This is a genomic window from Pseudomonas sp. R76, from assembly GCF_009834565.1.
Lineage (GTDB): Bacteria > Pseudomonadota > Gammaproteobacteria > Pseudomonadales > Pseudomonadaceae > Aquipseudomonas.
The window spans coordinates 3,150,044-3,163,705 of the sequence record NZ_CP019428.1; the positions used below are offsets into that span (position 1 = coordinate 3,150,044).

The 13,662-nt window shown below is 62.1% G+C and carries 10 protein-coding genes; all 10 read right to left on the reverse strand.

The features are described 5' to 3' along the window. Positions 1–23: 23 nt before the first annotated feature. On the reverse strand, positions 24–2,780 hold the full coding sequence (locus PspR76_RS14295) for a malto-oligosyltrehalose synthase (protein ID WP_159956219.1): 2,757 nt from the start codon (positions 2,778–2,780) through the stop codon (positions 24–26). After that, positions 2,777–4,861 carry a 4-alpha-glucanotransferase gene (gene malQ / locus PspR76_RS14300; RefSeq protein WP_159956220.1) on the reverse strand — a complete coding sequence of 695 codons (2,085 nt, stop codon included), beginning with the start codon at positions 4,859–4,861 and terminating at the stop codon, positions 2,777–2,779. Before malQ ends, PspR76_RS14295 begins: the two co-directional genes overlap by 4 nt. After that, on the reverse strand, positions 4,858–6,603 hold the full coding sequence (gene treZ, locus PspR76_RS14305; protein ID WP_159956222.1) for a malto-oligosyltrehalose trehalohydrolase: 1,746 nt from the start codon (positions 6,601–6,603) through the stop codon (positions 4,858–4,860). The genes malQ and treZ overlap by 4 nt, the downstream gene beginning before the upstream one ends. A gap of 19 nt (positions 6,604–6,622) precedes the next feature. After that, positions 6,623–8,179: a glycogen synthase GlgA gene (glgA, locus tag PspR76_RS14310; RefSeq protein ID WP_159956224.1), complete on the reverse strand. Its 1,557-nt coding sequence runs from the start codon at positions 8,177–8,179 to the stop codon at positions 6,623–6,625. Positions 8,180–8,815: 636 nt separating this feature from the next. Continuing rightward, the gene (locus PspR76_RS14315) at positions 8,816–9,769 is read right to left on the reverse strand and encodes a D-2-hydroxyacid dehydrogenase family protein (RefSeq protein WP_159956226.1); all 954 of its coding nucleotides are present in this window, start codon (positions 9,767–9,769) and stop codon (positions 8,816–8,818) included. Between the two features lie 26 nt (positions 9,770–9,795). Further along, positions 9,796–10,809: an alpha/beta fold hydrolase gene (locus tag PspR76_RS14320; RefSeq protein ID WP_159956228.1), complete on the reverse strand. Its 1,014-nt coding sequence runs from the start codon at positions 10,807–10,809 to the stop codon at positions 9,796–9,798. Positions 10,810–10,901: 92 nt separating this feature from the next. Further along, positions 10,902–11,915 carry an alpha/beta fold hydrolase gene (locus tag PspR76_RS14325; protein WP_159956230.1) on the reverse strand — a complete coding sequence of 338 codons (1,014 nt, stop codon included), beginning with the start codon at positions 11,913–11,915 and terminating at the stop codon, positions 10,902–10,904. Between the two features lie 218 nt (positions 11,916–12,133). Beyond that, positions 12,134–12,574, reverse strand: coding sequence for a YqaA family protein (locus tag PspR76_RS14330; protein WP_159956232.1), 441 nt, complete (start codon positions 12,572–12,574; stop codon positions 12,134–12,136). Positions 12,575–12,577: 3 nt separating this feature from the next. Continuing rightward, positions 12,578–13,024 carry a DUF411 domain-containing protein gene (locus PspR76_RS14335; protein WP_159956234.1) on the reverse strand — a complete coding sequence of 149 codons (447 nt, stop codon included), beginning with the start codon at positions 13,022–13,024 and terminating at the stop codon, positions 12,578–12,580. 110 nt (positions 13,025–13,134) lie between these two features. Next, positions 13,135–13,593 carry an SRPBCC family protein gene (locus tag PspR76_RS14340; protein ID WP_159956236.1) on the reverse strand — a complete coding sequence of 153 codons (459 nt, stop codon included), beginning with the start codon at positions 13,591–13,593 and terminating at the stop codon, positions 13,135–13,137. Between the last annotated feature and the right edge of the window lie 69 nt (positions 13,594–13,662).

Consider the following 13,662-nt stretch of genomic DNA (forward strand, 5'->3'; position numbering starts at 1 on the left):
ACAAAACTCCTCACAGAAAATTTTCAGCTTTCTTGATCATCAGGATTGATAAAGACATTGACCGGGAAATCCCCCAGGGCAGCGCTGATCAACAGCTCCTTGTTTGGTGTGACTGCGCCTGTATGAAAAAGTCCCTTCCAGTTTTGTGTTGTCGCGGCGAACGGTAATTTCACCCGCGTATCGCCCCAAACCTGCGCATTGATGTGAGGCTGTTCACCGTTTTCCAGCAGGCGATGAGGCCAGCGTGGCACCACCACCAGCAGGTGTTTACCGTGATGCTCGCGGCAGAATGCGACGACGTGATCGGCCTGTTTGCCGATGACTTCCAGCGGTGTATAGCTGCCGCTGCGGGAGAGCGCGGGATCAGCCTTGCGCAAGGCTAACACCTCAGCAATCAGCGCCTGTTTGATACGCCCGTCGCGCCAGTGGGACAACAGCTCGCCGACGTCCGGTGGTGCATCCAGCGCGCGTTGCCGTGCGTTGAAATCCACCGGGCGACGGTTATCCGGGTCCACCAGGCTGAAGTCCCAGAACTCAGCGCCCTGGTACAGGTCCGGCACACCCGGCACGGTGATACGAAGCAAGGATTGCGCCAGGCTGTTGACTGCGCCGGCCGCCGCGATGGCGTGGGCGGCGTTGCCCAGGGCACTGCGCAAAGCGTTGCCTTCTTCACTGGTCAGCAGGCGCGTGAGGAAAGCCTCGACGCTTTGCTCATAGGCCTCGTTCGGCGCGCTCCAGCTGCTTTGCAGCTTGGCTTCGCGCAGGGCTTTTTGTTGCCACTGCCACAGGCGCTGTTGATAGTCCTGCAAGTCCGGGTTGGCATCCAACGGCCAACTGCCCAGCAGCACTTGATAAAGGATCAGCTCGTCACCGGCGGACGGGCTGCTGGCGTCGTCGCGCAACGGTGCCGCGAGGGTGCGCCAGTGTTCGACCTGCTCGGCGTACCACGGCGCGCATTCGCTGAGTACCGCCAGGCGCGCGCGGCTGTCTTCGCCGCGTTTGTGGTCGTGGGTGGCGGTGGCCAGCAGGTTGTCGGGAAAGGTTTGCAAGCGCTGTTGATTGACCGCGTGAAATTCTCCGACAGGTGCACTGAACTGCTCGGTGCTGAAGCCCACATCGTTACGCGACAGCAGCACCGCCGAGCGATAGAACGCAGTGTCTTCAACGGCCTTGGCGGCGGCGGGCGAGGTCAGTTGCTGGAAGCGCACGCAGGCATGCTTGAGCATCTTGCGTTCACGGCCCACCGGGCGATTGCGCCAGGGTTGGCCGCCGAGCCATTTTTCCAGGTGATCGAGCACCGGCCAGTCGCCTTCGCTCAAGGTGCTGCGGGCACCGGCCAAGGCCTGCAGGAAAAACACATCATCGCGTTCGCTGCGCCCGCGCGCACTGATGTAGGTGCGGTACACCGGGAAGTGCACGATCAGTTCCTGCAAGGCGCGGCGAATAGCGCCCAGGGTCAGGTCGCGGGTCATTACATCATCGCGGGCCACTTGCAGCAGGGCTTGGGCCACGCTTTCAAAGTCACCGGCCAGGGAGCCGTTGAGGATTTGCTGGCGTGCCAGCCAGGCTTCTTCGATAAACGCTGAAGGCCGTTCGCTGTGGCGGGTCCACAGTTCGGCAAGTGGTTCAAAGCCTTGAGGATCATGTTGCAGCAGTGACAGCTGGTTCATGAACTCGTAGCCGGTGGTGCCGTCGACTTTCCAGTCTTCGCGCAGGGTTTCGCCTTCGCCGAGGATTTTCTCCACGAAGATCGGCAGGTGCCGCTCGGGCGCCAGCGAATCCACGCGACGGCGCAGCTTGCGGCAGTAACCGCGCGGGTCGGCCAGCCCGTCGATATGGTCGATGCGCAGGCCATCCACCAGGCCTTCGCTGATCAATTCGAAGATCTTGCCGTGGGTGGCTTCGAATACGGCCGTGCGTTCCACACGCAGGCCGCCCAACTCGTTGACGTCGAAGAAGCGCCGCCAGTTGATGTCGTCCGCGGCGGTGCGCCAGCTGGCGAGGCGGTAAGTTTGCTGTTCGAGCAAGTGATGCAGGCGGGCAAACCCTTCCGGTTGGCGCCCGTCGAACTCGCTAAGGCACTGCTCAATAGCGTGCAGCACGTCGCTTTCGGTAGCACGTTCGGCCAGTGCCTGCTTGAGCCACGCCGCTTCGTGGTACGCGTCGTCCTGATAGGCGAGAGCGTTGAAACGATCGGCCAACGGCTTGAGCAGGTCGTCGTCTCCGAAGATCAGCGCGTAATCGCGCGGGCAGATCGGGAAGCGGTGTTCGTAATGCTCGACGTAAAACGCGCCGTGTTCGGCATCGAACTGCAGCACCAGCGTGCCGGTTTGCAGGGCTTCGCCGTAGTCGCTGCCGAGAAACGGCATCAGCAACTGGCCCTTGAGCAACGGGTCGGGCGAGTGCCATTGAATGTCGAAAAACTCGCTGTAGGCGCTCAAGCGGCCCCACTCCAGCAGGTCCAGCCACCAGGGGTTATCGGCGCCGCCGACGGCCATGTGGTTGCTGACGATATCCAGGATCAGGCCCATACCGTGTTCACGCAGCGCCGCGACCAGGCGGCGCAACGCCGCTTCGCCGCCCAGCTCGGGGTTAACCGTGGTCGGGTCGACCACGTCGTAACCGTGCATGGAGCCGGCTCGGGCGCTGAGCAGCGGCGAGGCGTACAGGTGGCTGATGCCCAACCGGGCAAAGTACGGCACCAGCGGCACCGCGTCATCTAGGGTGAAGCCTTTATGAAATTGCAGGCGCTGGGTCGCGCGCAGGGGCAGGTCTTTCATCGGTCACGCTCATGGGCTTGGTTGCGCGCGACGGCCAGCAGTTCGAGGCGGCGGGCGGCGCCGGCGTTGTCGAGCAGGCTGGCGGCCTCGCCCGGCAGGCGGCGACGCCAGTTGGGATGGGTGTCGGTGGTGCCGGGCAGGTTGGCTTGTTCCTCGATGCCCAGCGCGTCTTCCAGCGGCAGCAGCACCAGCGGCGCACGGGTGTGGCCCAGGTAGCGCACGCTGGCGTCGATCATATGGTCGGTGTCGTTGCGGATCTCATCGACGAAGTTTTGCGGGTCCTGGCTCAAGGCCTGGCGCAGCGCCTGGCGTTCACGCAGGCGGTGCTCGCTCCATTGCTCCACGGTCGGCGCGTCAATCAGGCCGAGTTGAATGTTCCACTCGATGTCGCGGCTGTGCCACCAGCCATTGAGCGTCGGCAAATCGTGGGTGCTGGTGGTCGCCAGGGCATTGTCCGGCCAGTCGAGGATCGGCTTGAACTGGCCATCGTGGCCTTGTTCGAACAGCAGCACACGCATGCCCAGGATCGAGCGGCCGCTGAGTTTTTCGCGCAGGCCGTCGGGCACGGTACCGAGGTCTTCACCCAGCACAATCGCCTGGTGGCGGTGGGATTCCAACGCCAGCAGCCGCAGCATGTCGTCGACCGGGTAATACAGGTAGGCGCCTTCGCGCGGCGAGGCGTCCATGGGCATCACCCACAGGCGCTGCAGGCCCATCACGTGGTCGATGCGCAAGCCGCCGGCGTGGGCGAAGTTAGCGCGCAGCATCTCGATGAAGGCGCGGAAACCATGGCGTTTGAGACCTTCCGGGGAAAACGCCGAGATGCCCCAGCCTTGACCGGCGCGGTTGAGAATATCGGGTGGCGCGCCGACGGTGAGGTTGGCGAGCAATTCATCCTGGCGGCTCCAGGCCTGGCTGCCGCCGCCGTCGGCGCCAACGGCGAGGTCGGCGATCAGGCCGACGCCCATGCCGCTGCCCCGCGCGGCTTGTTGCGCACGTTCCAGGCAGCGCGCGATCAGCCACTGGCTGAAGGCGTAAAAGCCGATTTCTTCAGTGTGTTCTGCGGCAAATTCCACCAGCGCCGGGCTCTGCGGGCTGCGCCAGGCTTCGGGCCAGTGACGCCAGTCGAGGTCTTCCCCGGCAGCGGCGCGCACGGCTTGTACGGCTTCGAAGCGGCAGTGGTTTTCCAGGGCTTCGCCGCCGGCCTGGCGGAAGCTCAGGAAGTCGGCATGCTGAGGGTGCTGGCCGTGGCGGAAGTCTTCATACAAGGCGCGCAACAGGCGCTGCTTGGCCTTGGCCGCGGCCGGCCAGTCGATCAGCGTGTGTTGCTCCAGTGCGTGCAATTCATCCGCCAGCCCGAGGGCGTCTATAGCGTTGCGCACTTCGCGCTCGCCGAGGATGCAGGCGGGCGAGGCGTACAGGCTATTCAGAAACAAACGGCTGGAGGGCGAGTAGGGGCTGTAACGCTCGGTGTCGGCACTGAACATCGCGTGCATCGGGCTGATGGCCAAGGCATCGGCGCCGCGCTCGGCGGCGGAGCGTGCCAGGTGTTCCAGGGCTTGGGTGTCGCCAAAACCGCCGTCACCGAGGCGGCGCAGCGCATACAACTGGGCACTCATGCCCCAGGCGCGCGCCGGTTGGCTGTCCACGGCTTCGGCCACGCTGTAGCAGTGCGTGGGCGCTACGGCGAGGGTGAAGGTCTGGTCGTCGATGTGCACCTGGTGGTAGCCCAGCGCAATAATGCCGGGCAGCACGCCGTCGCCGTCGAGGCGCAACTCCAGGGTTTCGCCGTCTTCCAGGCTGACCCGGCACGGCGTATCTGCGGCGAAGTAGCGCGCGAGGTCGAGGCCTTCGCCGGTGTCAACGGTCATCAACGGTGGCAAGTGTTTGTCTTGTTGCACCTGCTCCAGTTCGCGCAGGCTGGCATCGATTTCGGCGTCGGTATCGGCCGGGTGGCCCAGGCCTTTGAGAACGGCACGCAGGGCGTCGGGTTTCACATGTTGCGGGCGGCCGTTTGCGTCGATCCAATCGACGGCCAGGCCCGCGCGGCTGGCGAGTATTTCCAGGTTCGCTTCGCTCAAAGGTGCTCTCCAACAGGGAATAGGGCGACGCGTGCGCTGAACGGCGCCAAATGCGCCTCGTCCATGGCAGGCGTCTCGAATAGCAGGTGCGTCGGCGCGGGGTGATCCAGCGGCGTGTCGCCAAGGTTCAGGTCAATCTGCAACACGCTGCCGTTACCCAGGCGCCAGCGCGCGGTGACGGCGCCGTCAGCCAGTACCTGTGCGCCCAGGGCCACGCTGCCGGGCAGATGCGGCACGATATGCAGGTGACGCAAGCTCAGCAGATGCCGGTAAAACTGGCTGTGGGCATTCTCGGCAAAGCCGGGCGCCGATTGCAGAAAGGTCGGCAGGGCATTCGGGTCGGGGATATGTTCGCGCCGCTCCGGGTCTTTGAACGCCGCAAAGTCAGCGAACTCGTTGCGCCGGCCTTCGCGCACGGCTTCGGCCAGTTCGCCGTGGTGGTCGGTAAAGAACAGAAACGGCTCTGCGGCGTTGACCTCGTCGCCCATAAACATCAGCGGGATCATCGGCGACATCAGCAATAACGTGGTGGCCGCTTTGAGCGCCTGGGGCGAGCACAATTGATGCAGGCGCTCGCCCAGGGCGCGGTTGCCGATCTGGTCGTGGTTCTGCAAAAACGCCACAAAGGCGCTGGGTGGCAAGTCGCCGCTGGGTTCGCCGCGCTCATGGCCGTGGCGAGTGGTGTGGCCCTGGTAGATGAAACCTTCGCCCAGGCAGCGTGCGAGCTTGTCTGTCGGGTTTTCGGCGAAGTCGCTGTAATAGGCGTCGGTCTCGCCGGTCAGCAGCACATGCAAGACGTTATGGAAGTCGTCGTTCCACTGCGCATCGAAATCATGCGTCAGCAGGCTGGCCTGGTTGAGTTCGTTTTCCAGCATCAGCCACACGTGACGACCGGTGTCCACCTGTTGGCGTACCCGGTGTGCCAGCTCTTTGAGGAACCCCGGATTGTCGATGGCGTGCACCGCGTCCAGGCGTAGGCCGTCGAAGCGGTATTCCAGCAGCCACATGAGTGCGTTATCGAGGAAGAAATCCCGCACTTCACGCCGATCAAAATCAATCCCGGCGCCCCACGGCGTGTGCACGTCTTCCTGAAAGAAGCCCTTGGCGTATTGGCCGAGGTAATTGCCGTCGGGGCCGAAGTGGTTGTAGACCACGTCGAGGATCACCGCCAAACCGTGCTCGTGGGCGCTGTCGATCAGCTGTTTGAGTTGTTCGGGCGTGCCGTAGGAGGATTGCGGCGCGTAGGGCAGTACGCCGTCGTAACCCCAATTGCGCTCGCCGGGAAACTGCGCCAATGGCATCAGTTCAATCGCGGTGACGCCCAGTTCGGCCAGGCGTGGCAGTTGTTGTTCAACCGCAGCGTAGCCACCCAGTACGCCGACATGCAGCTCGTAGATGACGGCTTCATGCCAGGGGCGGCCTTGCCAGGTGCAGTGTCGCCATTGATAGGCGAGTGGGTCGACGACCACGCTCCAACCATGCACGTCCAGGGCCTGGGCCCTGGACGCCGGGTCGGGTACATCCATTTCGCCGTCGATGTTGTAGCGGTAGCGAGTGCCCGCCGGGCACTTTATTTCTATCTCAAACCAGCCTTCTGCCTGGGGCAGCATGGCGATGGATTTGCCGTCTTCCAATTCAACGCTGACATAAAACGCGTCTGGCGCCCACAAGGCAAAACGCGTGTGTTGCGCGTCCAGCATGATTGCGCCGTGGGGCCAGGTTTCCAGAGTCCGTGACGGCATCTATGAAGCCCTCCCTTGATTATTTAGCGGATTTCCCCAGTGCTTTAGCGACCAGTTGTTCGTACAGTTCGGCGTAGGGTTCCACCGCCTGGCACCAGTTGAAGGGTTGGGTCATGGAGCGGCTGCGCATGGCGTTGAGCAAGCCTTTATTGGCAAACACGCGGAACGCGCGGCTCAGTGCCTCTTTGTAGCTTTCGACCGTGGATTCATTGAACAGGAACCCGGTGACGCCATTTTCGATGGTGTCGGCCAGCCCGCCGGTATTACGCGCCACCGGCAACGAACCGAAGCGCTGGGCATACATCTGGCTCAGGCCGCAGGGTTCGTAACGTGAAGGCATCAGCAGGAAGTCACTGCCAGCGAACATGCGGCGTGCGTCGGTTTCATTGAAGCCAATGCGCACGCCGACCTGGCCGGGGAAGCGCAGGGCGAGTTCACGCATGGCGTTTTCTTCTTCTGGCTCACCGCGGCCGATAATCGCAATCTGGCCGCCGTTTTCGACGATAAAGCTGCTGACCGCTTCGGTCAGGTCCAGGCCTTTTTGATAGACCAGGCGCGACACCACGGCGAACAGCGGGCCGGTGGAGTCATGCAGGCCGAACAGCTCGCGGACATGGGCGGCGTTGACGGCTTTGCCTTCCCAGTCGCCGATATTGAAGTTGTGGGTCAGGTGCGTGTCGGTGGAGGTTTCCCAGCTTTCGTCGATACCGTTGGGAATGCCACTGAGCAGGCCTTGCTGGGTCTTGCTGGCCAGGAAGCCATCCAGGCCGCAGCCGAATTCCGGCGTGGTGATTTCCTGGGCGTAGGTAGCGCTCACCGTGGTGATATGGCTGGAATACGCCATGCCGGCCTTGAGGAACGACATCTTGCCGTAGAACTCCATGCCTTCCTGTTGCAAGGCATGTGGCGGAATGCCCAGCTCCGGCGTGGAGGCCAGGCTGACCACGCCTTGATAGGCCAGGTTATGAATGGTGAACAGGGTGGGCGTGCGTGAACCACGCCAGTGCATGTACGCCGGGGCCAGGCCAGCGGGCCAGTCGTGGGCGTGCACCAGGTCCGGGCACCAGTGGATCTGCGCGAGGTTGGCGGCCATGTCGGCGGCTGCCAGGCCCAGGCGGGCGAAACGAATATGGTTGTCGGGCCAGTCGCGGCCGTTGTTGGCGCCGTAAGGCGTGCCTTCGCGCTCGTAGAGCTCGGGGCAGATCAGTACATAGATGACCAGGCCGTCCTTGAGGTCCATGCGCCCGATCTTGCACGGCGGCAGCGCCGCGTGGCCACCCAGTTCGCCGATGATGTGGATCGGGTTATCGCTCTCCATCACCTGCGGGTAGCCGGGGATCAGTACGCGCACATCATGCAAATGCGCCATGGCGCGGGGCAGGGCAGCGGACACGTCGCCCAGGCCACCGGTCTTCACCAGATCGGCGAATTCGGAGGTCACAAACAAGACTTTCTTTCGATTAGGGTTCTGACTCACGATCGGCCGCACAGTGTTGGGCAGGTCGACCAACGATGTCGGTCCCCCTGCCGGCTGACTAAAACGCTCTCCCTGAGTATCTACTGCGGCACTGATCATAGTTCTCTCCCACATATCTGGTCGGCTAACGGCCCGCTGCCATTAGCTCCGATGACCGCATCCTGCGGCCAGGCGCACAAGCACTGTACAAACTGGCAAGGCGTATGCCAGTTGCACCCATTGCTAAAAAAGATTGGATGGACGGGCATTTGGTGTGAACCGCGTGCGCTCGCCTCCCTTAAAAACTGGACCTATGGCAGAGTTGGAAAGTTTAGATTTTTTGCGGGGTTTTTGTTTTGGAACGGACCCATCGGTCATGAGTCTAGGACAGATTCCAGAGCCTGTAGGGTTTACAAGGCATTTTTGTAGGACAAAAAACTTGTAACGATATGCAAGGTTGAAACTTGCAGTGATTTGCGGGGATTGGCGGGCTTGTTGTGGCGAGCGGGCTTGCTGTGGCGAGCGGGCTTGCCCTGCGCTGGGGCGCGAAGCGGCCCTAAAATCGGCAGCCTCGGTATGGCAGGTGTACCGAGGGTGCCTTATTGGGAGCGCTTCGCACTCCAACGCAGGGCAAGCCTGCTCGCCACAGCAAGCCTGCTCGCCACAACAAGCCCGCTCGCCACAACAAGCCTGCTTCCCAAAACAAGTCTGCTTCCCACAGCAGGCCTGCTTGCCACAAAATGGTGCGACGCAGGATCAGCCCAGCACGCGAACGGGCGCGCCGCTGGCCCAGGCCTGAACATCTTCAATCATCTGCTGATAAAACTGCCGGTGATTCTGCTCGCTCACATACCCCACATGCGGGGTGGCCAACACATTCGGCAACCGCCGGAACGGGTGATCAACCGGCAGTGGCTCTTCGCTATAAACGTCCAGCGCCGCCCCCGCCAGTCGCCCTTCGGACAGTGCCGAGACCAGCGCCTGTTCATCCACAATCGGCCCGCGTGCCGTGTTCACCAAGCGTGCCGTCGGCTTCATCCAGCCCAACGCCTCGGCATCCACCAAGCCGCGGCTGCGGTCGCTGAGCACCAGGTGCACGGTGAGAATATCGGCCTGTTCGAACAGCTCACGCTTGCTGACCCAGGTCACGCCCGCTTCGGCTGCGCGTTGCGGCGTGAGGTTTTCACTCCAGGCAATCACGCGCATGCCGAACACCTGGGCAAACTGCGCGACTTTCTGGCCAATGCTGCCCAGCCCGAGAATGCCCAGGGTCTTGCCATACAGATCGCCGCCCAGCCCGACCTGCCATCCGCCGTCCCGCAGGGCGTTGGCTTCGACCAGCAAGTTGCGGGTGGAGGCCATGATCAACGCCCAGGTCAGCTCCGGCGCCGCCTGTTTATAGCTGTCGGTGCCGCACACCTGAATGCCTAGGGCCTTGGCGGCAGGAATGTCGATGGCCGCATTGCGCATGCCGCCGGTTACCAGCAGCTTGAGGTTGGGCAGGCCCTGCAGCAGGGCTTTGTCGAAGGTGGAGCGCTCGCGCATCACGCAAATCACCTCGAAGCCGCGCAAACGCTCGATCATCGTCGCGGTGTCCGCCGGGTAATCGTGCAGGAAGTGCACCTGGCCCACTGCGTTCAACACCGACCAATCCACTACGCCACTGGCCACATTCTGCCAATCATCAATGACTGCAATCTGTACCGACATTCACGAGTGCCTCGAAAAAGGTGGGATTAAAGGGCATTCAAACCCTGCAACAGCGTTTTATTGAACCGGGCCGGCTCTTCCATTTGCGGCGCATGCCCAAGGCCGGGGAATTCCACCAGGGTTGCGTGGGGAATCAACTTGGCCGCTTGCTTGCCCAGCACATCGTAATGGCCCAGTTTGGCCTTGACCGCTGGCGGCGCGATATCGCTGCCGATGGCGGTGGTGTCGGACGTGCCGATCAGCAGCAAGGTGGGCATCTGCAAATCCTTGAACTCGTAGTACACCGGCTGGGTGAAGATCATGTCGTAAATCAACGCCGAGTTCCATGCGACCTGGGTATGCCCCGGGCCTTTATTCAAGCCCGCGAGCATGTCGACCCAACGGTCGTACTCGGGTTTCCAGCGCCCGACGTAATACGTGTTGAGTTCGTATTGGCGAATGCCTTCGGCGCTGAGTTTCAGCTCGCGCTCATACCACTGGTCGACGCTGCGATACGGCACGCCCAGCGCCTTCCAATCTTCCAGGCCAATCGGGTTGACCAGTGCCAGTTGCTCGGTCTGTGCCGGGTAAAGCAGGGCATAACGGGTGGCGAGCATGCCGCCGGTGGAATGGCCGACAATCGTGGCTTTTTGAATGCCGAGTTTATCCAGCAGTTGGTGGGTGTTGAGCGCCAGTTGCTGGAAGCTGTACTGGTAGTGGTCCGGCTTGCTGGAGGTGCAGAAGCCGATCTGGTCCGGCGCGATCACGCGGTAGCCGGCACTGCTCAGGGCTTTGATCGAGTCATCCCAGGTGGCGCCGCAGAAGTTCTTGCCGTGCATCAGCACCACGCTGCGCCCGTTGGCCTTGCCCTGGGCGGGCACGTCCATATAGCCCATTTGCAGGGTTTTGCCCTGGGACTGAAAGTTGAAATGTTCGACCGGGTAGGGGTACTGGAAGCCTTGCAGCTCGGGGCCGTAGGCGGGGCCTTCAGTGGCGGCGAAGGCGGGAAGGGCACAGCTGGCCAGCAGGCTGGCGGCGCACAGTGATCGGATCAGTGGCATGGGCAGTCTCCGCAAACAGTGCCCGGATGCTGTGGCGCAAGGATTAAGCGGGGATTAACGGGGCGCCGCGAGATCGCTGGCGCCCCGCTGGGTTACAGGGCTTTCAGACCTTTCAGCAACGCCGCGTGAAACTGGTCAGGGTCTTCGATCTGCGGCGAATGGCCCCGGTCGGCGAATTCCACCAGCGTTGCGCGCGGAATCAACTTGGCGACCTGCTTGCCCAGTACATGATAGTTGCCGATTTTCGCCCCGACTTCCGCTGACGCCAGGTCGCGGTTGAGGGCTGTGGTGTCGGAGGTGCCGATGATCAGCAGGGTCGGCATCTTCAGGTCCTTGAACTCGTAGTACACCGGCTGGGTGAAGATCATGTCCCAGATCAATGCGGAGTTCCACACCACTTCCTGCTTGCCGGACCCGTTGTGCAGGCCCACCACCATGTCTACCCAACGGTCGTACGCAGGTTCCCAGCGCCCCAGGTAGTAGTTGGCCTGTTGATAGCGACGTACGCTTTCGTAGGTCAATTGACTGTCGGCTTGCGCCCATTGGTCGATCGTGCGGTAGGGCACGCCGATGGCTTTCCAGTCTTCCAGGCCGATGGGGTTGACCATCGCCAGCTGTTCGGTTTGGGTTGGGTACATCAAGGCGTAGCGGGTGGCGAGCATGCCGCCGGTGGAATGCCCCAGGAGCGTGGCCTTTTTAATCCCGAGTTTTTCCAGCAGTTGGTGGGTGTTGAGTGCCAGTTGCTGGAAGCTGTACTGGTAGTGGTCCGGCTTGCTGGAGGTGCAGAAGCCAATCTGGTCTGGCACTACCACGCGGTAACCGGCGTTGCTCAGCGCTTTGATCGAGCCTTCCCAGGTGGCAGCGCAGAAGTTCTTGCCGTGCATCAGCACAATGCTGCGGCCATTCGGCGTGCCCTTGGGTTTCACGTCCATGTAACCCATTTGCAACGATTGGCCCTGGGACGAGAATTTGAACCGCTCGACCGGATAGGGGTATTTGAAACCCTGCAGCTCGGGGCCGTAGGTGTCTTTCTGTTGGTTGGCACAGCCGGTGAGGGTGGCCGCAAGTAACAAGAGAGTGAGATAGAGCGCGCGCTTGGGTTGCATGAAGTGTCTCCGCAGTGAAACATCGGATGCTGTTGGCGAACGATTAATCGAGGATTAACCATTGGGGGAGGCCGATAGGCACAGCTCAAAGACGTATCAAAACGGAAAGTTCCTACTCGAAAACGTCCATGTCGCCCTGCTTACCAGTAGGAAATTAAGCGGCGGGCGGGAGGCGCGTATAGCTGTCAAAACTGACAGTAGCGACCAACGGTACTGAGTTATGCGCCTGCGAACTGGCTCACCGTCACCATCGCCAACACGGCATACCGAGCCCCTTTGGCCAAGGTGACGATCAGCAGAAAGCGCCAGAACGGCTCGCGCATGACGCCCGCCACCAACGTCAATGGGTCGCCGATAATCGGCACCCAACTGAGCCACAACGACCAATGCCCCCAGCGCTGGTAGTGCGTGCGGGCTTTTTCCAGGTGTCGGGGGCTGACCGGAAACCAGCGCCGGTCCTTGAAGCGATCAACCGAGCGCCCCAGCCACCAATTGACCACCGAGCCCAGCACATTGCCCACGGTGGCAATCGTCAGCAGTGCCCACAGGCTGTAATGCCCGCTGATCAGCAAGCCCACCAGCACTGCCTCCGATTGCATCGGCAACAGCGTGGCGGCCCCGAAGGCGGCGAAAAATAACCCCAGGTAACCGGCGAGCATTAATTAACGTGCCGGGTAGTCGGCCACCACCACGTCGTTACCTTCACGGGTCAGGCCGATGACCTGATAGGCATCGCTGTTTCCGTCCATTTCCATGCCCGGCGAGCCCACTGGCATGCCCGGTGCCGCGATGCCGAGCAAGTCGTCGCGCTTGCGCAGGGCCATCACCTGTTCGGCGGGTACGTGGCCCTCGACGAACTTGCCGTCGATCACGCCGGTGTGGCACGAGGCCAGGCGCGGTGCCACGCCCAGACGCTGCTTGACGGCGCTCATGTCGGCTTCCACATGGTCGTTGACCTTGAAGCCGTTGCTTTCCAAGTGGCTGATCCACTTTTTGCAGCAGCCGCAGTTAGCGTCGCGGTGCACGTCGATAGGGATCAGGTCGGCAGCCTGGGCCAGGCTGGAGGTGAGCAGGGCTGAGAGCAGGGCCAGTCGCACGGTGGTTTTCATAGGGGGGCTCGCGTGTAGGAGGTAGCCGATAGATGGCGGCGATCATGACGATGTCATCGCAGGCAAGCCAGCTCCCACAGGTGAGTCACAGTTTCGGTAATGTTTCTAAATTATACGAAGGCGCCGTTTTCGAGGCGGTGTTTGAGCTGATCCAGCGCGATGGCCGACAGCTCGACCATGCGCCCATGCAAGGTGGCGAGTTGCAGTTCGGTTTCGTAGGTCAATACGCGTTTGAACAGCGTGCCGCCGCGATGGGCCTGTAAGAAGTAGTGAATGGAGCCGTCTACGGCCAGGGAGGTGAACACGGTTTTGAACTCAGTCGCGGGGCGGGCAACCTGCACGCGATAACTCATCGGCACGCGCACGCCCAGCAGGTCGATGACTTCGGTAAACCGGGTGCCGGCCGGGAGTGAGCCGGTGGTGCCGGTGTCGGCACTGAGGGAGGTGGGGTGCCACTCGTGCCAGCGGTCGGGCTGGGTCACGTAGTCGTAGACGACCTCGATAGGGGCGTTGATAAAGCGTTCCTGGCTGATCCGCTCCAAGCGGCTCGAATGCTCGATAGCGTGCATGACACACCTCCTGTGTGGCGAGACTTTGCACTAGGAGCTGTCAGAATAGTCCCACTCCCGCGTTTTGCA

Excerpts from the sequence above, each read along its gene's own strand:
- glgA (WP_159956224.1), bottom strand. The coding sequence starts at position 8,179 with ATGATCAGTGCCGCAGTAGATACTCAGGGAGAGCGTTTTAGTCAGCCG.
- PspR76_RS14315 (WP_159956226.1), bottom strand. The coding sequence starts at position 9,769 with ATGTCGGTACAGATTGCAGTCATTGATGATTGGCAGAATGTGGCCAGT.
- PspR76_RS14295 (WP_159956219.1), bottom strand. The coding sequence starts at position 2,780 with ATGAAAGACCTGCCCCTGCGCGCGACCCAGCGCCTGCAATTTCATAAA.
- PspR76_RS14325 (WP_159956230.1), bottom strand. The coding sequence starts at position 11,915 with ATGCAACCCAAGCGCGCGCTCTATCTCACTCTCTTGTTACTTGCGGCC.
- PspR76_RS14320 (WP_159956228.1), bottom strand. The coding sequence starts at position 10,809 with ATGCCACTGATCCGATCACTGTGCGCCGCCAGCCTGCTGGCCAGCTGT.
- treZ (WP_159956222.1), bottom strand. The coding sequence starts at position 6,603 with ATGCCGTCACGGACTCTGGAAACCTGGCCCCACGGCGCAATCATGCTG.
- PspR76_RS14330 (WP_159956232.1), bottom strand. The coding sequence starts at position 12,574 with ATGCTCGCCGGTTACCTGGGGTTATTTTTCGCCGCCTTCGGGGCCGCC.
- PspR76_RS14335 (WP_159956234.1), bottom strand. The coding sequence starts at position 13,024 with ATGAAAACCACCGTGCGACTGGCCCTGCTCTCAGCCCTGCTCACCTCC.
- PspR76_RS14340 (WP_159956236.1), bottom strand. The coding sequence starts at position 13,593 with ATGCACGCTATCGAGCATTCGAGCCGCTTGGAGCGGATCAGCCAGGAA.